A 20,733-nucleotide genomic window follows, 5' to 3' on the forward strand; every position below is an offset into this window, starting at 1 on the left:
GAAGTGATGTTGAATCAATCGTTTTTGCTGTACCCGAAAAAGCTTAAACAATCGGCTGGAAAGCTGTTGTTAACGGTATTGGTACTCGTTTTTGCTGTGGTATTATCACTGCTATTACCGAAGATGGCATTTGCGTATACTTTATCCAATAGTAACTTTAATGTTGAAACGGGCACAAATGGTGAAATAACCTCGTTAAAAGTAGTTGGCGACTCCTTTAGTACCAATTATGTAATGAATGCGACGAATGCACCTAATCAGAATACAACAGATCATCAATGGCTAGGTGAGCTTATGTTTACCTATAAGCTAGGAACCGGAGCTTGGACGACGGCGCTGACTAACAAATCGGCTAATGGCAGAACACAAAGCCAAACCGGCAACGCAGTAACCGTGACTTATCAGAATGCTACAGATGCTCAGGGGGTTAAAAACTTCAAGGTCATTGAAACTTATTCTTTAGTCAATGATTATCTCCTCTGGTCAATCAATTTAACAAATACCAGCACACAGAATATTGAGTTTGGTGATATTGGTCTGCCTTTGCCATTTAATGAGTTTTGGTCAGGGGGCGGCAACGAAGAAATCTATGAAACAAGAGTTGTCAGTCATTCTTTTATAGGGAATAATAGCTCTTACATTACAGCAGGCAGACCGAGTGGTATTGGCGGCAATTTACTAATGGTTCCTGATGCAACCACAGGTGCTGGTTTTGAATACATGGATCATTGGAGAACTCAAGAGCATGCTGGCAGCATGTGGGCTCAAGATCAAGGTGGATGGGCTGAGGGATTAAATGTCTTCTATATTCATTCTAATGTGATCAAAAGCACGAACAGAGGCTATTTGCCAAACACAAGCTTGGTGCTTACGCCTAATCAAAGCAAAACCTATTCGTTTAAATTCTTTAAAGCATCTACAGATGCTGCTTTGAAGGATCGGCTTTATAGCGAAGGACTTGTCGATGTTACGGCAGTTCCAGGCATGATGTTTGCGACGAATATGAAAGCTAAGATTGATTTGCACACTTCAAAAACGATTACATCCGTTGTAGCTCAATATCCTTCAGAAACAACAATTGCGTTTGTGAACACAGTGGCAACCGATCATAAGATTTATGATCTTCAGCTCGGTCATTTAGGTCCTAACAACATTACAGTGAATTACGGAACTGGCGAAAAGACGGTCCTACAGTTCTATGCTATTGAACCAGTTGCAGATGCTTTACAAAGACATTCCACCTTTATGGTAAACAGTACTCAATGGAATGTGCCTGGTAATATTAAGGACAAAGTTTTCGACGATTATATGATGCAAAATAATGCAAAAAGAAATTCGTTTGCTGGATACTGGGGCTGGGGAGATGATTGGGGTTATACTCACGGTCAATTCCTCGCAGAAAAGAATGCGTTGACTCCTGTTGCTTCCGAAGTAATAGCAGTAGACCAATATCTGGAAACGGCGATTTGGGGCCGGCTTATGGCTAATCATCATACCGATTATCTTATTCCGGATTTCTTAATGCCGGAGCCTAACACAACCCCAACATACCGTGGATATGCTTATCCACACATTTATAATACGTATTTCAGTATGTATAAAATTGCTAAGCTGTACCCATCTCTTGTTACGTATCTTAATCCGAAAAACACTTATTTGCTGAGAGCTTATAATATATTTAAGGCCTTGTATGATGGTCCAGTGTCTTATAACTGGAATACAGGTTTAATGGGTGAGCTAACGACACCAGATATTATTAAAGCCTTGCAGGATGAAGGGTATACAACACAGGCGAATGACCTTATAGCCAAAATGAATACCAAATATAACAATTTCTCAGGAACCACCTATCCATACGGATCGGAATACAATTACGATAATACGGGTGAGGAATCCGTATATACACTGGCAAAAATGAAAAACAACACAACGATCAAGAGTAAAATTAATACCAAGACTAGAGCAACTCGCGGACAAATGCCGATCTGGTATTTTTATGCAGACCCAGTGACGATTACAGGCGAAAACTGGTGGAACTTCCAGTACACCACCTCATTGGCAGGTTATGCAATGGATGATTGGGTTAGAAATCATTCCACTACACCTGAAGTAGAGCAACGAATGTCTTATGCGGCAAAAATCGCCAATATTGGTGCGATTAACTCAGGGCAAATTAGTTCTGACGCAGCAGACATTGGGGCAGTTTCCTGGACCTATCAAGCTGAAAAAGGAAATCAAGGTGCTCAAGGCTTAGATGGCGGACCTCTATTCAACGGTTGGAGAGGAATGTCAGGTGAAGCAGATTTAGGCTTGTTCGGAGCTATTAAAATTCTTAGTGCCGATGTTGCAGTTGATCCTATCTTTGGATTATTCGGATATGGCGCTGATGTAACTCAAAGTGGTGCGAACTATGTTATCGTTCCTAAAGATGGTATCTTCAAGCGACTTAACTTGATCACACAAAAGCTCGGAATGGAGCTTGAAAAAGATCAATATACAACAGCGACTGTAGCAACAGCTAAAAACTATGTGAATTTCACATTGAAGAACCTGACAACATCAACAGCTCATACTACAAAAGTTACGTTTACTGGACTTGCAGCAGGCAGCTATAACATTCTAGTTAACAATGTAGTGGCAGGATCTGTTAACGCAGTGAGTGGCACAGCAACTGTTGTTAATCTTAGTATTGGAACAGCAGCCACTTATGATATTAAATTGCAAACAGGCACACCTGTTAACCAAGCGCCAGTTGTAAGTGCTGGATCCGCTAGTACATCCACTTTACCGGCAGCTGTAACTTTGTCAGGTACGGCAACGGATGATGGCTTACCTACAGGTTCTACGCTTACAAAAACTTGGAGCCTGCAAAGCGGACCTGGGACAGCAGCTATTGCAAGTGCAACCTCATTGAGTACTACTGCGACTGTAACGGTCGCTGGAACCTATGTCTTTAAGCTAACAGCTAGCGATGGGACATTGACTTCAACAAGTACCGTAACGAAAACAGTTAATGCAGCGGGTACTGTAACGAATATTGCTCCACTCGGTACGGCTACAACGTCATTTGTTTCAACATGGGAAAGCTTAGCTGGATTAAATGACGGCTATACGCCAACCAGCTCCAATGATCGTGGGCATCCTGTTTATGGTAACTGGAATAATCCTGGCACTACTCAATGGATTCAGTATGATTTTAGCCAAAATTATACGATCTCGAGTACCAATGTTTATTGGTTTGATGATAATGATGGAATTGATTTGCCAGCCTCCTATACGATTCAATACTGGAATAGTACAGCTTGGGTGAATGTCGGAAGTCCGTCTGGACTTGGGAAGCTAGCTAATCAATACAATACGACAACCTTTACTGCAGTATCGACGAACAAGATTCGTTTGAATATTACAGCGGCTGCGACATTCTCATCAGGAGTTGAATCTTGGAAGGTTAATGGATCTTAATTATTAGAAGTTTAAGCAAAAAGTCAGCGGGCTCTTCCGTTGGCTTTTTTGTTTAGGGGGGTTCCTGGTTCTCAATCATCTTAATCTCATTTATAATGAACCTAAGCCTAAATCGAAGGACTGAGAACAGGATGAAGCAGGAAATCAAGTATGACAATCAAATTCCGATTAACGCCTATCTTTGGAGTCCTAAGCCCTATCAGCAGCCGCTTCATTTTCATTCCAGCTTGGAGATTGGTTATTGCTTTTCAGGTAAAGGGAAGTTTATTTTTGAGAATAAGAATTATGATGTGAGTAAAGGCGATATATTTATCGTAAATAACACGGAATTACATATAGCACAATCTGCTGAGCGAGAGCCTAGCCAATATATCTTTCTTAATTTTGAGCCGAGTATATTCCTTGAAGCGGATGAGAAGTTGTTGCTGCCATTTGCTTACCGTTCGGAACGGTTCGAGAATCATATTGCTGCGGGAACATCGCTTGCCGTGGAATTAGGAGCTTTAATTCAACAAATCTACGAAGAGTTAAACAACAAAGCGGAAGCCTATATTATTGTTACCCGCTGCAAATTGCTCGAGCTAGGTGTGCTGCTGCTTCGTCATTATATGAATGCCTTTAGCAACGTGCAATGGTTGAAAATGACCCATTCACAGCGTGAAATCAAAGAATTGATGATGTTTGCGAAGGAACGGTTTCAGGAGCCGATTCAGCTTAACGATGCCGCTGTTCATCTCGGTTGGAGTGTTGCTCGGACTAGCAAATTATTCAAGGAACATACAGGGACCAGCTTTTTAAATTACATTATGCAGCTGCGTATCAGTGAGGCCAAGAAACAGCTTGTCACTAATCAAGATAGTATTGCGGATATTTGTTTTTCCAGCGGCTTTCAAAGCTTGGCTTCCTTCTATAGAACATTTGGTTTGGCTGCTGGAATGTCACCGCAGGAGTATCGCAAGCAATTTGGCATTAGGCAATTGTTTTGAGAATTTTACAAGAAAATGGGAGGATAGCATCGGGGTAATCCATTATGATGATATAAAATCATCCAATAAAGGTGGAATAACTGTGGCGGGCTGGGAACAATTAAAGGTACTTGTGGATATGGAGATCATACAGCGGAGTGAAGAAGGCTGTGATGTAACTGGTTTTGAAGCGAAGTGGTTAAATGCAGGTGAGGATGAGGCGAAGCTGATGGAGGTCTATCATCAGTTAATGGGGCTTGAGGTTAAAGCTGACTTCCCTTTTATCGAGCCATCTGATTTGCCTGGCATTCGCGCGTTGCGGCCTGAAGGCCCTAGACAATTAACAAAAGTTAAATCAGAAAGTGAATGGCTAAATCAATTTGACGGAGCCTGGCTTGGCCGAAGTATAGGATGTGCATTAGGTAAGCCGCTTGAGCAAGGTGCTTATATGTCTGGGAGTGATGGACGACCCGGCTGGAAGAATGTTGAGCTATGGTTTAAAGGAGCAGATGCTTGGCCGATTAGAGGGTATACGCCTGGCACATCAAGGGCGTCCGAGGAATATGGCTTAGCTGTTAATGATTGGTGCAAGAAAAGCTGGAAAGAGAATATTCAATTCATGGAATCGGACGATGATATCCGTTATACCGTATTGGGATTGATTCTTTTGGAGGAAAAAGGTTTGGAGTTTGACTCGTGGGATATCGGCAAGCTGTGGCATAGACATCTAAGCTACCAGCAGGTGTGTACCGCAGAGACCCAAGCTTATTTGAATTTTGCTCAAGTAACCTCTCATATGGATTGGAGCAAGCCAGATAACTGGCCACTAAAAGCAAATTGGGTGCGCACATGGTTAAATCCTTATCGGGAATGGATTGGTGCCCAGATCAGAGCGGATGGCTTTGCCTATGGGGCAGCAGGAAATCCAGAATTGGCAGCTGAGTTAGCTTGGCGCGACGCGTCTTTCTCCCATGTGAAGAACGGGATTTATGGAGAAATGTTTGTTGCGGCGATGATTGCAGCGGCTTTTATTGAAACCGATAACGAGCGCATTGTCGAAATTGGACTTAGTGAAATCCCACAGGATAGTCGGTTGGCTCATGATGTCCGAAAAGCAGTAGACATAGCGCGTAATGCAACAAATCAGCTTGATTTGGTCGATCAGATCTGGGAGGCATTCAAGCAATATAATTGTGTTCATACCAATAATAATGCAGCGCTTGTTGCAGCTGCTTTGATCTTTGCTAAGGATGATTTTGAGCTGGCGATTACGACTGCTGTATTAGGCGGCTGGGATACAGACTGCAACGGGGCAACTGTTGGCTCGATTATGGGTGCAAAGCTTGGGGCTGCAGCACTTCCAGCGCATTGGACGGAGCCGCTTCATGATACTTTATACGCTGAGGTAAATGGATTCCATCCGATTGCGATCTCGGATTGTGCTAAACGGAGCTATGAGGTGTTTAAGAAAATGTCTGATCTAAGCAGGAATTAACAGAGGAAATTAACCTCTACAGACCCGCGTTCTTTCCAATATGCCGAGCTAGCTGTATAATAGCAAGGTCGCAATTTTGGATAGATCAAGTGGGGGTTAGCTGGCATGATGAAAGATAAACAACAATTTAGAGCGAACCTGCTGCTTTTGCTTGCTGCTGGTATCTGGGGATTTGCCTTTGTGGCACAGAAAACGAGTATGGAGCATATCGGTCCATATACCTTCAACGGCTTGCGGTTTGCCTTAGGAGCGCTTTCCTTGCTTCCGATGATCTATTTTTTCAGTAGGCGGTCGTCTGCTAATAAGGATGCTCAAATAAATAAAAATGAATGGAAGAAGGTTAGGTCAGCAGGCTTTAAAGTGGGGCTGATTCTTTTTGCAGGCTCATCGCTACAGCAAGTAGGCTTAATTTACACGACGGCTGGGAAAGCGGCGTTTATAACGGGGTTATACATTGTAATTGTTCCTTTGCTGGGATTATTCCTTAAACAACGACTTAACTTAAATATGGGATTAGGTGCATTTCTCGCCGCAATCGGGTTATATTTTCTGAGTATTACGAATCGACTTACAATTTCGCAAGGTGACTTGTTGGAATTAATCGGGGCTCTCTTCTGGTCGGTGCATATCTTGATGATCGATAACTATTCGCGAAAAGTAGATGTACTAAAGCTTTCACTTGTGCAAATGATTACATGCTCCGTTTTTAGTTTGGGTGTTGCTGTATGTACAGAAGTTATTGCTTGGAGCACCATTAACCAAGTGATAATTCCAATTCTATATGGCGGTATTCTCTCAGCGGGTGTGGCCTACACCTTGCAAATTATCGGGCAGAAGAATGCCCAGCCAGCAAAAGCGGCGATTATCTTTAGTATGGAGGCTGTTTTTGCTGCACTGGGTGGCTACCTTCTGCTTCATGAGCATTTAAGCTCACGAAGCCTTACGGGCTGTTTATTAATGCTGCTAGGCATGCTTTTACCGCAGCTTCCAAGAATTCGGTTGTTTAAATAGGCAATAAATCAACGCTATCTTTAGTTCCCAGAGTCTCAATCATTTGATTCCATGATTGGGGCTTTTTGTCGAGCACGGCATAGTAGCGCTTCAGAAAACGCACAATTAAGTCTGAGCTGATCTGCCGTATGCTATCATCAAACGGAAGAAAGCAGAAATCAAGCGCTTCAACGGCTTCGCCATCATTAATCCACGAAGGATGAACATAAGTGAAGTCCAAACGCTTATAGCCTTGATGGGATAAAACCTCACGACGAACGAAAGGATCCATTGGCTTAATTCCACCAAAAGTATGATGCTCAATCCGATAAGGATCGTAAATTTCTGCAAACATCCCGTAAAGGGATTGATTGCTTGCCGCAGCTAATCCTAGTAAATCTTCAAGTCTCTTCTGATATAAGAAACGCCCAATTCCCAAGCCAGGCTTGCCAATGATCGTAAAGTCAGTGACAGCCACATTGTAATCCTCATAGTAGCGATACTCCGTTGCACCAACCACATTTCCATCCGCTACAGCAACGAAAACACGAATGCCGGGGTCTTCCAATGGCTCTCTCCACAGGTCGAAGGCCAACACCTCTTCAGCTGGAAACACATCTTGCATCAATTGATAAAGCTTTTTAAATAAAGGATCCTCGATGCTTATTATTCGTTTGTAATCCATTCTATTCAGCTCCCATGCTAGGTTTTAAAAGGATTGGTCCATTCCATAAGTACAGCATTGTCACACGACTGCTCGTCTTCTAAATAATTAGCAATAACCTTGACGGGTGTACGTCCACATCGTAGCAAAAAGGTAATAACCGGGTCAACTAGCTTGCCTTTCATAACTTCCTCCAGATATTGCTCGGCAGATAGCTCGGACGCTTTTTTATGATAACCAGGCATTCTCCCTCCACCTAGCAAGCGATCGAGGTTTTTATAAATGACAAGCTGGTACATCGCAAACATCAGCCATAGGCCTAAGCCTAATTTGCGATAAGCGGGCAGAATACTAATATCGACTACATATAAGGCGTTTCCGAGCGGATTGTGATTGCGAATATAGCCATTATCGGTAATTTCATCCCAAGAATGATCCGAGCTTGTTGGGTCATAGTCGATTTGTAAAGCTGTCATCGATCCGACAATTGTACCTTCAATTTCTAAGCATAAAGCACCTTCAGGGAAGAGCATAACGTGATTGGATAGCTGATCTCTATTCCATAGAAGCTCATCTGGGAATGGAGGTGGAAAACTCAGCCTCTGAATCTCAATTAAAGCAGCAAAGTCATTTTCGTGATAATTACGGATGACTACAGGAATAGGCTGAGTGCCATCTATAACAAAGAGCTTTTTGTAATACAAAGCTATCTTCCCCTCCTAATTACTTACTTTCGTTCGCGAACAAAGCTCAGTTTAATCGCTTGCGAATGGTTTCCGAAGGTAGCGCCAAAAAGATTAAGCCCTCTGCGGTTTTTGGCGGTTTCTTCTACCTCAAATCGAACCGTTATCGGTTTAGTGAAATTTAAATTAAGATCCTGCAATTGTAGATCTGAAACCTTTTCTTTATTGCAAAAGCTAGCTACTTTATCTATCCGCCACTCACACAATTGTCCATATTGGGTGCTTCCCGGCATCCACCAGCTAGGGGTTAAGCTGCCTTTTTCTTTGCCGTAATCACCGGGACTTGTTATCGTGCCCAATCTTTTACCGTTAATGAATACGGTGATATCCGATGGCCAATCTTCGTCATACCCAAGGGCTTCGGAGCAAAGCTCAGCACTGAGAACAAGGGCTGAGAGTTCAATTCCCGGTGGCATTGGGTTTGGAAATCGATACTCAACAAAGCCTGATTCGCTAAACCATAACAGCTCGGCTTCGGAGCGTTCAGGTAAATAGAAGCTTCTTGGATCGTCTGGACTGCCAATCAGCCCGTCTTTACCAGCCATTCCGCATGTTGGAGTAATCGAGCAGTCCGTATACATGCCAATCGGCATCATAATCTCTTCCATTTCATGTAAGGCATCTCCTAATGCACTAGGCAGCAGTAGTAGAAGTGAATCGTGTACTCTAGAGCAGAGTTTTTCGCGATTTGCTCCTTGTGATGTGGTAATCAGCTCGGCTTGCTCCAGAATTTGCACATTGATCGATATGGTTGGCTGTGCTACTCCGAGTTCAGTCATTAATTGGGTAACGCTTAAGGTTTGCTTACCGAGTATTTCTAAAATACGAAGTCTTAAATCCCCCGAAAGCGCTTTGGCAACCTCTTGAAGCTTAACAGGTGAGATGATTTTGGTTGAATCTTTTGGTTGCATAGCAATAGTCGCCCCTTCGGATGTTACTCTATTCATATTTTACAAGTCAGATCTTACATTGTAAAACACTAATGTACATCAACAAAAAAATTAACATTGTAATAATGCAATGTATATTGTATAAATATTATATCAGAATAAGAAAGGTTGTGTTAATTTAATGTCTATCCAATTCGAACAAACATTAATTACATCCATTCCACGCCCAGAATATCCACGTCCCGATTGGCAGCGTGCGGATTGGCTAAATTTAAATGGTGCTTGGTCATTTCAATTTGATCCCACTAATCAAGGTAAAGAGCAGGTTTGGTTTACTAAAGATGCTGCCGAGTTCAGCTCGATTATAAATGTCCCATTTTCTTGGACGAACCCGCTTTCAGGGATTGCTAGCTCAGATAAAGGTGTTGGTTGGTACAATAGAGCAGTTAAATGGCAGCCGGCTTTGGCAGGGGAGCGAATATTCTTACGATTCGGAGCTGTAGATTATATTAGCGAGGTTTGGGTTAACGGTACTTTCGTAGGCTCACATCAAGGTGGTTACGGTACATTTGAATTTGATGTTACAGCCCATTGGTTGTTGGATTCGAACAATTCAATTGTTGTGCGAGCAGAGGATTATGATCATAGCTATCAAACTCGGGGAAAGCAAGGATATGGCGAAATTCGCGGAATCTGGCAGACGGTTTGGTTAGAAGCTCGTTCACAGAATTATGTGCTGGATGCTAAGTTTACTACTCATCTAGATGGTCGTGTTGAAGTAGTAAGCAACGTTATTGCTGGCCAAGCGAGTAAAGCGGCAATTTCATTCTCTTTTGCAGATAAAGCCGTGGATCACACAATCGAGCTGGATTTGGTTGAAGGCAGCAACGAAGTCAGAACATCATTTGTAGTTGCGAATCCGCAATTATGGAGTCCAGAGTCACCTTTTTTATACGAAGGGGAAATTCTGCTTAATAGCAACGAGCAGGTTGATTCGATTAGCACTTATTTTGGGATAAGAGAAATAAGCACTACCCTTTTTGAAGACCGCAGCTATCGCTGGATTACACTCAACAATAAGCCCATATATCTAAACGGAACTTTAGATCAATCTTTTCATCCAGAAGGCTATTTCACTTACCCAACTGATCAAGATATGCACGATGAAATTTTCCAAATGAAACGATTGGGTCTTAATTTTGTGCGGATTCATATTAAACCAGAGGAACCGCGTAAATTATATTGGGCCGATAAACTGGGATTGTTAGTGATGGAAGATATGCCTTGCTTCTGGGGAAATCCGGATGAGCAAGCACGAACGGCTTATGAGAATGAGGCTCGTGAGCTCATTGAGCGTGACTTTAACCATCCTTCGATTTTTTCTTGGATTATTTTTAATGAGACATGGGGGCTTAAGACAGACAGTCAAGCTGCTAATCTGGCCAGTGATGGGGTTAAAACAAACGACTACTTACCTGAGACGCAAGAATGGGTTCGTCGAATGTATCATTGGGTTAAGCAAGTAGATCCAACCCGTCTTGTAGAAGATAACTCGCCATGCAACTATGATCATGTTGAAACAGACATCAATACTTGGCATTTCTATATTAACGGGTATGAAGAAGTGCGGACCCATGTAACTAAAGTTGTCGATGAGACCTTTGTGGGATCAACGTTTAATTATATAGGCGGCAATGTGCAAACGGATGCTCCGTTAATGAATAGTGAATGCGGCAATGTTTGGGGAATGGAATTTGGTACAGGTGATAGCGATCTTGCTTGGCATTACCGCTATATGATGAATGAATTCCGTCGCCACGATAAAATGTGCGGTTTTGTATTCACAGAGTTTCGCGATGTGTTGAATGAGTTTAATGGCTACCATAGGATTGATGGTTCGGATAAGCAGTTTGGTTATGAATGGTTTGTGCCCGATATGCAAATTGCTGATTTGCACACGCCGGATTTTATTGTAATAGATGCTCCACCTTGCCAAACAGTAGAAGCAGGGGCAGAAATTTCAGTTCCATTGCTGCGCTCAAGCTACTCTGATCTTTATCATGGGCAAGCTTTAAGCTTGAATTGGGAGCTATGGTATGACAATCTCGGTATTCGTACGGTTGCAGACGCGGGAATTCAGCAGCTTGCTTGGGATGGGTATGGAGTAGCTCCACTTGAAGCTTTATCTATCAGCATGCCAAATCAAGCTGCAGTAGCCATCCTAGCTATACATTTAACAACATTAGAGGGAACCTCTGTTACACGCAACTTTATTACCTTTGATGTACGCGACGAGCAAGCGAGCAACCATCCTGGATCCATTAGCGTAGCGGTTACCTCCTATGTGGAAAGTCAGTGGGAGCATAGCTGGCACGCGATCCAAGAGCATAAAGTGAGTGGGGGTCCAATTGGACATTTCGCCTATGAGATTCAATTACCTGATCAGGAAGAGCAGGCTGTTATTTATGAGGTTGAGCTGGCTTTTGAAGCAGGGGCTAAATATTTAATGGGGCAAAATAAAACGGGAGCAATCAAATTGGCATCGGATATCTCCTTCATGCATGGCGCAAATGCTGACCCCGAATATAACAAAAATTCGTATCTAATGACGGATGCAGTGAAACAGCGGTCAAACTTAAAGGTCTGGGTAGATGATGAGCTAGTGGAAACGATCTTGCTTCCGGATGATCCTGCCGATAGTCGCGGTGTCCTGTCCTGGCATTATCAGCCTGTCAACAATCAGCTGAACGAAGCGGGTTCCTATGGATACCTTTGCAAGATAGCTTTACCAAGTAAGCTAGCAGCCAAATTGAATCAGAAACGCAGCTTTAAACTAGTTTTAGAAGCAGAAGATGGCGGATTAGCGTTATATGGGCGTAATGCGGGAAGATACCCGATTGATTTATTAGTCAAATTTCAATAATTTTTAACGCGTTGGTTGAGAAGATTATCCTTCTCTCGCCAACGCGTTTTTTTATTTTTATTAGAATTGAATAGAAGGCTTTAGTTGTCTAACGATAGAATTAATGTTTAAAAATGTAACTATTTTACTGTTGGGGAGTCTAATATTATATGGAGATTGTTTGATTAAATTATTAAAGGAGAATATATGAAATATACCCAAATAACTATATTTATATTAGTTGCGATGTTAGCTTCCAGCCTTGCCGCTTGTGGTGTTAAATCAAATGACGAGCTAGGTGTGAACAATAAAACCATCGTTAATTCTGAGATTGAACTAGCTTCCTATGATAAAGCTCAAATAGTTAATGAAGCAACTGTTATTATGGAAGGTGAAGTTATCTCTAAAGAAGTAAAAGAAGATTTTGAGAAATTCCCTGCAACTGATTTTACAATAAAAGTGACTAAAGTTTATAAAGGCGAGCCAGGGAAGGAAGTCATTGTTCGCACTCAAGGTGGAGAGACGGAAAAAATGATATATAACCCAGAATCAGATAAGGTGGTTACTTTTAAAATTGGAGAAAAAGTAGTGGTATTCTTAACAGATGAAAAAGGCACTAGACCTGACAGAGATGACTTTGGATATTTTGTAGTAGGTCAGTATCAAGGTAAGTTCATGGAGCAAAATGGTAAAATTAAAAACGAAAAATATGAGTTTAATAGCAGTGCTTTCGAAAGTGAATTAAAAGAAATGGAGACCGGTAATGAGGATTTATTTAACAAACTAAGCGAATCTGATAAAAAGCTGCTTCAACAGGATTCTCCGCAAGAAATAATAAAAATTTATTACAAGGCTATTATGGATAGAAACTATAATCTTGCTAAATCGTGCCTATTTGAATCAACGGATTCATCAGATACAATAAAATTTTGGGATGCACATAAATCATTAAAAAATTTACAGATAAAAATACCAGATAAGCTAGCCGATGGAAGTGAAATTGCTCAATCAGATAAGGTTGTCATGTTTGATGTTCAATACGATGTTGTTATGGAAACGAATGTTTATGGAGAGGATACAGGTCACAGTTTGTATTTTGTGGGATTAAAACGAAATAATAGCTCGGAAAGGTGGAAAATAACTGTTTTGGGGACTGCCCCATAACTGGAGGATGTTTTATGAAAAAGAGGCTAATCTGGATACTGTCAGGAGTATTAATAATCGGTATTATTTTTGGGGGTACCTCTGCATACTACTATTCATTTACGTTAAGTACTCACGTTATCTGGGTCAGAGAAGTCGTAGTAAATGAGAATAATGTATCTATAAAGGGTGATCTAGTGGCAAGCGCTATTGGATACAAGGGGTATAAGGTTAGCAGTTCCAATAATAAGCTTTTCATAAAAATAAAGGGTAGTGGACTGCCTATTGGCAAATTAGACGGCTCGTTTAATGTTACAATAGACACAACGAAGTATGGGAAAATAGAAGAAGTGTATTTACAAGATGGGGTAAATAGCCTTAAAATTTGGCCTCTATAAAAAATCTGAAACACAAAGCATTAATCAAGTAGTTAACCCAGCTGAGCTCGACTTTAATATTGATGTGAAGATTGATGAAAACAAAGACACGGATGGCGGACTATATCTAATTTATAATGTAGTTTTAAAAAAGCCGAAAAATAATATGTATGATGTTGACATAGCCTTCATCTAGATTAATAACATATCTTGAAGCGAATAAAAACTAAAGGTAACCTCGTTGATTGTATTGCGTTTATTGAAAGAGAAACACTGACTAATTTTATATAGTAAAATAAGCCTACAATAAGAGTATTATACTGATATAAGGAGTGTTAATTATGTATATAAAGCCATCAGCAGAAATAAGAAAAAATTATAAAGAACAATAACAAAATAGTGTCAAATTTACGTAAGAAATGTCAAATAAGAATATTGAGAAAAGAGGGAGAGTTCATTACAATTATTATAGATTTGAGGTGATCGTTTTGGTGTTCAAAATAATAAACCTGTTATTTGCTCCGATCGTAAAGCTTTTGAGAATGATCCGAACAAAGCTCCTTTTGAAAATGATCATAGTTTATTCCTTGTTAACTGTCATCCCCCTAACTTTAGTGACCGGAATCTCTTATTTAAATTCGCAAAAAATAATAGAGAAGAAAATAGCTGATTCCGCAAACCGGACTTTAATAGAAACTGTTGATAAGATAGAAGGCATTTTGCAGGTCATGGAAAAAGTACTGGATGATCTGGCTAATGATCAGGTTGTGAAAACTCTATTGAAGAATGATTATGATAAGATTACATACCCAATGACTGAAGCAAGACGGCATGAAACAGAGTCTACTTTGAAAGAGACATTAAATTTGCAGTTATCTGGCGACTCCATTGAAGAGGCATTCATTAATTCCATTTATATTTTTAATAACACGGAAAAATATTATACCACTGAAACCAACGGAAAAGTACAATACTATGATGCTCTGAAGGTATTGCCTTATGATAAGGAGGGCAGACCTCAGTGGGCCTTTTTTATGGACAATTCTCAGATCATTTGCTCGATAGAAATAATTGATAACGTTACTGGGAAGTTAGGATTTATAGCTATCATGTTGAATCCTGATAAAGTCCGGCAGCTTTATGCTGGATATCCAGAAAATACATTTTATGTTACCAATGATTTTAATTTGATTCTTTCCGCTTCTAATCTAGAAGAGGTGGGTTCATTATTTACAGATTACTCTAAACCGGAAACCATTCTTAACCGCAGAGTTTCAAAGGATACTGGATTCATTTATATCAGTATGGTTTCTACAGAAGATTTAAACAAAGAAATCAAAGGTTTGGCTTACTTTTCCAGCACCATCACCTTAATTACTTGGTTCGTCGTACTCCTGCTGACTATTCTCATTCTCAAGCACATTACGAATCCATTGAGAAGGTTAAGCCGATTAATGCGCAAAGCGGAAAAGGAGCATTTTGAATTGATCCAAGGTGTTAAAACGGAGGATGAAGTCGGACAGCTTTGCCATAGTTATAACCGATTGATTACCGAATTTCAATATTTGATCCAAGAGGTTTACAAAATGGAAGTACTAAATAAGGAAGCGGAACTGAAATTGATTAAAATGCAAATAAATCCCCATTTCTTGTACAATACGCTTGAGACGATCAGCGCTTTGTCTGTTTCTGATGCTGGTAAAGAAAGTATTCCCCAAATAACGCAATTAATGGCCAAAATATTCAGGTTTTCTATCACTCCGGGTGGCGATTATGTACCGATGGAAACCGAGATTGAGTTTGCTAATGCTTATTTGCAGTTGCAAAAATTCAGGTTCAAAGAGCGGCTGTCCTGGAAGATTGATCTTCCAGACGAGTTTAAAAGAGTCAAGATTCCTAAGCTCATCCTTCAACCGATCATAGAAAATGCCGTCATTCATGGTATTCGACATTCGAGTATCAAAGGTATGATTATTTTACGTGTTTATGATATGGATTACGATCTAATGATTGAAGTGGAAGACAATGGACCTGGGTTTGATAACGAAGGACAATCAGGAGGATTGGGTACGGGACTTCACAATGTAGATTCAAGAATTCGTCTCCTTTATGGCGAAACTTATGGCATTTCAATTTTGAAGAGTGACGAAAATGGAACTGTTGTATTATTGAGGATGCCAATCCAAATGAACGGGGAGTTGATAAGCAATGAGAATCATGATAGTCGATGATGAAGAAATAATTCTGCAGCGTCTTGTCCACTTGAGAGAATGGGGTGATATTGGTTGCGAGATTGTTGGTGAGGCGAGCAATGGAGCAGATGCATTATCTGCTATCTCCAAATGTAAGCCGGATTTGATTATTAGCGATATTCGGATGCCAGACATGGACGGCATTGAGTTGGCGGAAAGGGTTCGTCGTAAATATCCTCTGATCCGGGTTATTTTTCTTACAGCTTACAGTGACTTTAATTACGCTCAGCAAGCTGTAAAGCTTGGAGTGGTTGATTTTATAACCAAACCGGTGAATGTCAATGAATTGATGGATGCCGTTGAGCTGATAAAACCCCATAAGGATGATGAAGAACATGAAAAGTCTTCATTTCAGGAGAAGACTATTCAGCTGATGCTGTCGAGCGAGTCGAATCCGCAAGAGCAGAAGAATTGGTTGATCAAGCATGATTTAATGAACAGAAATGTAATTGTTTTGAGTATTGAGGTGGATAATATTGATTTGTTATACAGCATGGGTAAATCCTTTTCCCCATTAAACTTAAGGAATACAGTTAATTACACTTTGAATTTCTATCCGTACAAATATTGGAATTACCAGGATCGAAGAGGGTTATTTTTGGTCTTGTTTCAATCTGGAGATGACTGCATAGGCATGTATGATGACGGAATGAAAATTGGACGTGATCTGTTGGCTTTGTGCAAGAAAACCTTCGAATTTACAGTATCTATCGGGATTAGCAGTATTCTGCAATCCGTATTGGAATTATCCCAAGGTTGGAAGGAGGTTAGAAAATGTCTGGAATACCGGATGCTACTGGGCAAAGGCTCGATCATTTCTATGGATTCAATCAATTCGTTGGATAAATACGAATGGACGGGAAATGATCCAGATTTGTTAGAATTCCAAGGGATTTTGAGAAGAACTGAATCGGAAAGCGTCGCTCCCTTTATGCGATTGGTTTATAAGGAAATTCTCAGCAGAGGGTTGAATAAAACGTATATTGAAAAGAACGTGCTTGCATTAATTGACCAAGCAGAGAAAGTTACGGAGGATTATTCGCTGCAGTTTACAAAAGAATATTTCATGTTTATTCGCAAGAAAGCGCTATCATATGATGTGTTAACAGATCTTATGAGATTTCTGGAGCAGGAATTCATCTCAATCGCATCTGCCATTCAAGACAATCAAAACAAATTGGTGCACGGATCAATCAAAAAGGTGAAAGAATACATTGAGAACAATTACCGCAGTGAAATTACACTTTATTCGCTGTCGCAAAAGCTATATATGAGTCATGAATATGTAAGCAGGCTAATAAAAAAAGAAACCGGCCATAATTTTCGCGAGCTGCTAACCCGAAAACGAATTGATGCGGCGAAGAAGCTGCTGCTGGAGGATCGTTTAAAATCTTATGAAATTGCCCATGAAATCGGTTTTGAAAATCCTGCCCATTTCAGCTTGTTATTTAAAAAAATGGTGGGAGTTAGTCCAATCGAGTATAGAGAAACGGTTAATCGTGATAAATAAAATAAACATGTCAAATTTGCGTTAGAAATATCAACTACAAATATTGAGAGCAAACCAGATCGTCCCTATAATTTAAATAAGGATGATCATTCATCTACAAGATTACGGGAGGTCTACAAAAATGAAGAAGTCACTATTTATTTTTATTTCCTTTGTGCTGGTGCTTGGTATCGTGCTTTCTGGTTGCTCGAGTAAAAAGGAAGAAACCGCAACATCCACAATGACTCCAGAAGCAACAGCAGTCGCAACACCTGTAGCAACTATTGATACGAAAGCCCTTGAAGAGGAAGAAGCCAAAAAGAAACAAGCCCTGGCTGACGAAAAGAAAAATGAAAAATTCACCATCAGACTGGGAGCATGGTTCGTTGATGAACGTCCTCATATGGTTGTGTTTAAACAAGCAATCGAGAAGAAATTCAAAGAGCTATATCCGAATGCTACTATTCAATGGGATGTAATTCTGGGAGAGCCGTACTTCGCCAAATTACAAGCGCAGGTCGCATCAAACACGGCACCTGATGTATTCTTCATGGATCCGGGATTAATTAAAAAGTATGCAGAAGCCAATTATTTGGCTGATGTAACCGATCAACCTTATGTGGCTACTTTAAATGATGGAGTAAAGGCAGTCGCAACATGGAATGGGAAAATCTATGGAACAGCTACTTCGCTCGGCAGCTCAGGCATCTGGTATAACAAAAAAATGTTTGCTGATCTTGGCCTTAAGGTTCCGAAAACCTGGAGTGAGTTTTTAGATATTGGAGATAAATTAAATGCAGCTAAAATTACCCCAATGGTTCTCGGTTTTAAAGATGCTTGGACAATTGGACTTCTTATTGACAATATGGTGCAATCCATCGGCTATAGCGACAACGCTAACTTTGGCCAAGATTTATTTGATGGAAAAATTAAAATTAATGGTCCTGAAATACAGAGTATTTTACTAAAACTAGAGGATTTAACAGCAAGGAAGTTTTTCAATAAAACGGCTTTGAGTATTGATTGGCCTCAGTCTTCCCAAGTTTTTACTCAAGGTAAAGCGGCAATGATTGCCCAAGGGGGGTGGATGCCCGGATCAGCCATGGAAAACTTTACAAAGGATGGTACGACACCTTTTGATGTTGGTTATTTCCAGGTTCCTACCGATAACGGAAACCCAGTTATGTCCGTAGATGTAAGTACTGGATTAGTGGTTAATGCGAAATCCAAATATATGGAACAATCTAATGCTCTTGTTTCTCTTATATTAAGCCCTGAGATTCTAGCACCTGTTGCTGTAGGAGATGGAACAATTCCAGCGATAAAAGGAGTACAAGTGGATTATCCATTGGTAGGAATGAAAGAAATGCTGGGAGCCCTGAATGAAAATAAGGTGGCTATTAACTTCCAAAAATATTTGGGTAATAATGTTGTTGACGTTCTCCGTCAAGCAACATCCAAGATTGTTTCCGGTGAAAAATTTAATCCGAAGGATTTAGAAGAAGGACAGAAAGCACTTGATAAGCAGAGATCTGATGGAACGCTAGTACAGCCGTAGCAATATATAGATATTAAATAAAATTGCGGACAGCCGGATCGTAAGAAGGATATCCGGCTGATCCGATTAAATGGGTGAGATGATGAAAGCCAATAACAAGACCATGCTGGTCAGTGTATTTTTCGTTTTGCCATCCTTAATTTTGTATCTCGTATTTACTTACATTCCATTTATTAGCAGTTCATATTACGCTTTTTTTCTCTGGGATGCTGTCACACTGCCTAAATACATTGGAATGCGCAATTTTGTCGATATTTTTCATGATCAAAAGCTTTTATATGGCTTGAATAATACGCTAATCATGTGTCTGGTCGGTGTATTGATTCAAAATCCGTTATCCTTAATCCTGGGATTGATGTTGAACCGCAATTTCAAATCGCGTGCTTTTTTGCGGGCTGCATTCTATCTTCCGGTGGTGTTGGCCTTAGTGGTCATTTCGGTTGTTTGGGGGCAAATTCTGCAATATGACGGTTTGTTCAATTATTTGCTTGATAAAGTGGGCCTTGATTTTCTCATTAGAGATTGGCTGGGTAAAGTGCAAACCTCATTTCCGACTATTGTAGGGTTGGCCACCTGGCAAGGGTTGGGATTCTGCGCATTGATCTATTTGGCCGGACTTCAATCGATTCCCGTAGACTTGTATGAAGCTGCTGCGATGGACGGTGCATCCGGCTGGCAGAAATTGAAGAACATCACAGTTCCTTTATTGATGCCGACTGTGTCTATCGTAACTTTTCTAATTTTGACGGGTTCATTGAAGCTGTTTGATCTCCCGTATATCATGACCAATGGTGGACCCGGAACCTCATCGTACACCATATCTTTAGCCATTTTTAATGCGGCATTTATGGTAGGGAATTATGGTTATGCGATCGCAATGGGGCTCGTGTTCATGGTACTCATTCTTATCGTTTCCGTTATACAATTGAAACTGACCGGAAGGAAAGAGGTTGAACTTTAATGACTAAGCTATCTGTCACGATGCGTAAAATCAAGGATGCTATTTACGAAATATTGTGCTTGTTACTGGCGATCGTATTTGTATATCCTGTATTTTATATGGTTCAAGCCAGCTTTAAGACGCATAAGGAATTTGGCAATCCGCTTTCATTCCCATCCATTTTGTATCTTGGCAACTATATGCAGGTGTTCAAGCAAGTCGATGTTTTTCAAGTATATTTCAATACACTAATCCTTTGTGTGGGAACCTTAAGCTTAACCATTTTTCTGGCTTCAATGACAGGTTATACCCTAGCCCGCATGAAGCATATCTTTTTTCGAATTTGCTTTTTTATTTTTATTGCTGGGATGATTATCCCCTTTCAATCGAATCTGGTCCTATTATTTAAAATGGCCTTGTTTATGCATCTGTATGATACAAGAACATTTCTTATTCTGCTATATACGGCGGGAGGAATTCCATTAGCCGTCTTTCTATATATGGGATTCACCAAATCGATACCGCGTGAAATTGAAGAGTCTGCCTGGATCGACGGCTGCGGCAGATTTCGCATGTTTTGGGTGATTGTTTTTCCGCTGCTGCTTCCTGCAACCGGAACTTATATTATTATGACCGTATATGGGATCTGGAATGATTTTATGGGTCCGCTGATCTTTCTTCAGGATGTAAACAAAATGACGTTAATGACCAAAATCTTTCAGTATAAATTAGAAAAAAACGTGGATTACGGTCCGATCTTTTCGCTTAGTGTGCTAGCTACACTCCCTTTACTTGTATTGTTTTTGTTTACTCAGAAGTATTTTATTAAAGGACTTACAGGCGGTGCTCTTAAAGGATAGTTA

15 protein-coding genes are annotated in these 20,733 nt (G+C 40.5%); 12 read left to right on the forward strand and 3 right to left on the reverse strand.

From position 1 onward, the window contains the following. Positions 1-123: 123 nt before the first annotated feature. The 4 genes from EHS13_RS05035 to EHS13_RS05050 all read left to right on the forward strand — a co-directional run bounded on the left by EHS13_RS05035 (position 124) and on the right by EHS13_RS05050 (position 6,933). A complete protein-coding gene (locus tag EHS13_RS05035; RefSeq protein ID WP_227013992.1) occupies positions 124-3,462 on the forward strand; it encodes a DUF5695 domain-containing protein in 3,339 nt (1,112 codons plus the stop codon). A gap of 131 nt (positions 3,463-3,593) precedes the next feature. Next, complete coding sequence (locus EHS13_RS05040; RefSeq protein WP_155699316.1) at positions 3,594-4,448, forward strand: AraC family transcriptional regulator; 855 nt, start codon at positions 3,594-3,596, stop codon at positions 4,446-4,448. 82 nt (positions 4,449-4,530) lie between these two features. Next, complete coding sequence (locus EHS13_RS05045) at positions 4,531-5,922, forward strand: ADP-ribosylglycohydrolase family protein (protein ID WP_155705221.1); 1,392 nt, start codon at positions 4,531-4,533, stop codon at positions 5,920-5,922. A 105-nt stretch (positions 5,923-6,027) separates the two neighbouring features. After that, complete coding sequence (locus EHS13_RS05050) at positions 6,028-6,933, forward strand: DMT family transporter (protein ID WP_227013790.1); 906 nt, start codon at positions 6,028-6,030, stop codon at positions 6,931-6,933. Here the strand turns inward: EHS13_RS05050 and EHS13_RS05055 are convergent. Genes EHS13_RS05055 through EHS13_RS05065 form a run of 3 tightly spaced genes read right to left on the reverse strand, consistent with a single transcriptional unit; the run spans position 6,926 to position 9,230 of the window. Continuing rightward, positions 6,926-7,597: a GNAT family N-acetyltransferase gene (locus EHS13_RS05055; RefSeq protein ID WP_155699317.1), complete on the reverse strand. Its 672-nt coding sequence runs from the start codon at positions 7,595-7,597 to the stop codon at positions 6,926-6,928. The genes EHS13_RS05050 and EHS13_RS05055 overlap by 8 nt on opposite strands. Positions 7,598-7,614: 17 nt before the next feature. Continuing rightward, positions 7,615-8,280, reverse strand: coding sequence for a GNAT family N-acetyltransferase (locus tag EHS13_RS05060; protein ID WP_155699318.1), 666 nt, complete (start codon positions 8,278-8,280; stop codon positions 7,615-7,617). Positions 8,281-8,303: 23 nt separating this feature from the next. After that, positions 8,304-9,230, reverse strand: coding sequence for an ArsR/SmtB family transcription factor (locus tag EHS13_RS05065; protein WP_155699319.1), 927 nt, complete (start codon positions 9,228-9,230; stop codon positions 8,304-8,306). A gap of 160 nt (positions 9,231-9,390) precedes the next feature. Between EHS13_RS05065 and EHS13_RS05070 the strand changes: the two genes are divergently transcribed. From EHS13_RS05070 to EHS13_RS05105, 8 genes are all read left to right on the forward strand, one after another. Continuing rightward, positions 9,391-12,132 (forward strand): glycoside hydrolase family 2 protein, encoded by a 2,742-nt coding sequence (locus EHS13_RS05070; RefSeq protein ID WP_155699320.1) that lies wholly within the window; start codon positions 9,391-9,393, stop codon positions 12,130-12,132. Positions 12,133-12,318: 186 nt separating this feature from the next. Next, positions 12,319-13,275, forward strand: coding sequence for a DUF4829 domain-containing protein (locus EHS13_RS05075; protein WP_155699321.1), 957 nt, complete (start codon positions 12,319-12,321; stop codon positions 13,273-13,275). 14 nt (positions 13,276-13,289) lie between these two features. Then, entirely contained in the window at positions 13,290-13,652 is a 363-nt protein-coding gene (locus EHS13_RS05080) for a hypothetical protein (protein ID WP_155699322.1), read from the forward strand. Between the two features lie 521 nt (positions 13,653-14,173). Next, a complete protein-coding gene (locus tag EHS13_RS05085; RefSeq protein WP_227013791.1) occupies positions 14,174-15,862 on the forward strand; it encodes a sensor histidine kinase in 1,689 nt (562 codons plus the stop codon). Next, on the forward strand, positions 15,840-17,393 hold the full coding sequence (locus EHS13_RS05090) for a response regulator transcription factor (RefSeq protein WP_155699324.1): 1,554 nt from the start codon (positions 15,840-15,842) through the stop codon (positions 17,391-17,393). The genes EHS13_RS05085 and EHS13_RS05090 overlap by 23 nt, the downstream gene beginning before the upstream one ends. Positions 17,394-17,514: 121 nt before the next feature. Further along, complete coding sequence (locus EHS13_RS05095; protein WP_162462963.1) at positions 17,515-18,930, forward strand: extracellular solute-binding protein; 1,416 nt, start codon at positions 17,515-17,517, stop codon at positions 18,928-18,930. 70 nt (positions 18,931-19,000) lie between these two features. After that, positions 19,001-19,891, forward strand: coding sequence for a carbohydrate ABC transporter permease (locus EHS13_RS05100; RefSeq protein ID WP_155699326.1), 891 nt, complete (start codon positions 19,001-19,003; stop codon positions 19,889-19,891). After that, positions 19,891-20,730, forward strand: a complete 840-nt coding sequence (locus EHS13_RS05105; protein ID WP_155699327.1) for a carbohydrate ABC transporter permease — start codon at positions 19,891-19,893, stop codon at positions 20,728-20,730. Before EHS13_RS05100 ends, EHS13_RS05105 begins: the two co-directional genes overlap by 1 nt. Positions 20,731-20,733 lie beyond the last annotated feature (3 nt).

This window comes from Paenibacillus psychroresistens (assembly GCF_009728935.1).
Taxonomy (GTDB): Bacteria; Bacillota; Bacilli; order Paenibacillales; family NBRC-103111; genus Paenibacillus_AC; species Paenibacillus_AC psychroresistens.

Excerpts from the sequence above, each read along its gene's own strand:
- EHS13_RS05035 (WP_227013992.1), top strand. The coding sequence starts at position 124 with ATGGCATTTGCGTATACTTTATCCAATAGTAACTTTAATGTTGAAACG.
- EHS13_RS05040 (WP_155699316.1), top strand. The coding sequence starts at position 3,594 with ATGAAGCAGGAAATCAAGTATGACAATCAAATTCCGATTAACGCCTAT.
- EHS13_RS05050 (WP_227013790.1), top strand. The coding sequence starts at position 6,028 with ATGATGAAAGATAAACAACAATTTAGAGCGAACCTGCTGCTTTTGCTT.
- EHS13_RS05055 (WP_155699317.1), bottom strand. The coding sequence starts at position 7,597 with ATGGATTACAAACGAATAATAAGCATCGAGGATCCTTTATTTAAAAAG.
- EHS13_RS05065 (WP_155699319.1), bottom strand. The coding sequence starts at position 9,230 with ATGCAACCAAAAGATTCAACCAAAATCATCTCACCTGTTAAGCTTCAA.
- EHS13_RS05070 (WP_155699320.1), top strand. The coding sequence starts at position 9,391 with ATGTCTATCCAATTCGAACAAACATTAATTACATCCATTCCACGCCCA.
- EHS13_RS05075 (WP_155699321.1), top strand. The coding sequence starts at position 12,319 with ATGAAATATACCCAAATAACTATATTTATATTAGTTGCGATGTTAGCT.
- EHS13_RS05080 (WP_155699322.1), top strand. The coding sequence starts at position 13,290 with ATGAAAAAGAGGCTAATCTGGATACTGTCAGGAGTATTAATAATCGGT.
- EHS13_RS05085 (WP_227013791.1), top strand. The coding sequence starts at position 14,174 with ATGATCCGAACAAAGCTCCTTTTGAAAATGATCATAGTTTATTCCTTG.
- EHS13_RS05090 (WP_155699324.1), top strand. The coding sequence starts at position 15,840 with ATGAGAATCATGATAGTCGATGATGAAGAAATAATTCTGCAGCGTCTT.
- EHS13_RS05095 (WP_162462963.1), top strand. The coding sequence starts at position 17,515 with ATGAAGAAGTCACTATTTATTTTTATTTCCTTTGTGCTGGTGCTTGGT.
- EHS13_RS05100 (WP_155699326.1), top strand. The coding sequence starts at position 19,001 with ATGGGTGAGATGATGAAAGCCAATAACAAGACCATGCTGGTCAGTGTA.
- EHS13_RS05105 (WP_155699327.1), top strand. The coding sequence starts at position 19,891 with ATGACTAAGCTATCTGTCACGATGCGTAAAATCAAGGATGCTATTTAC.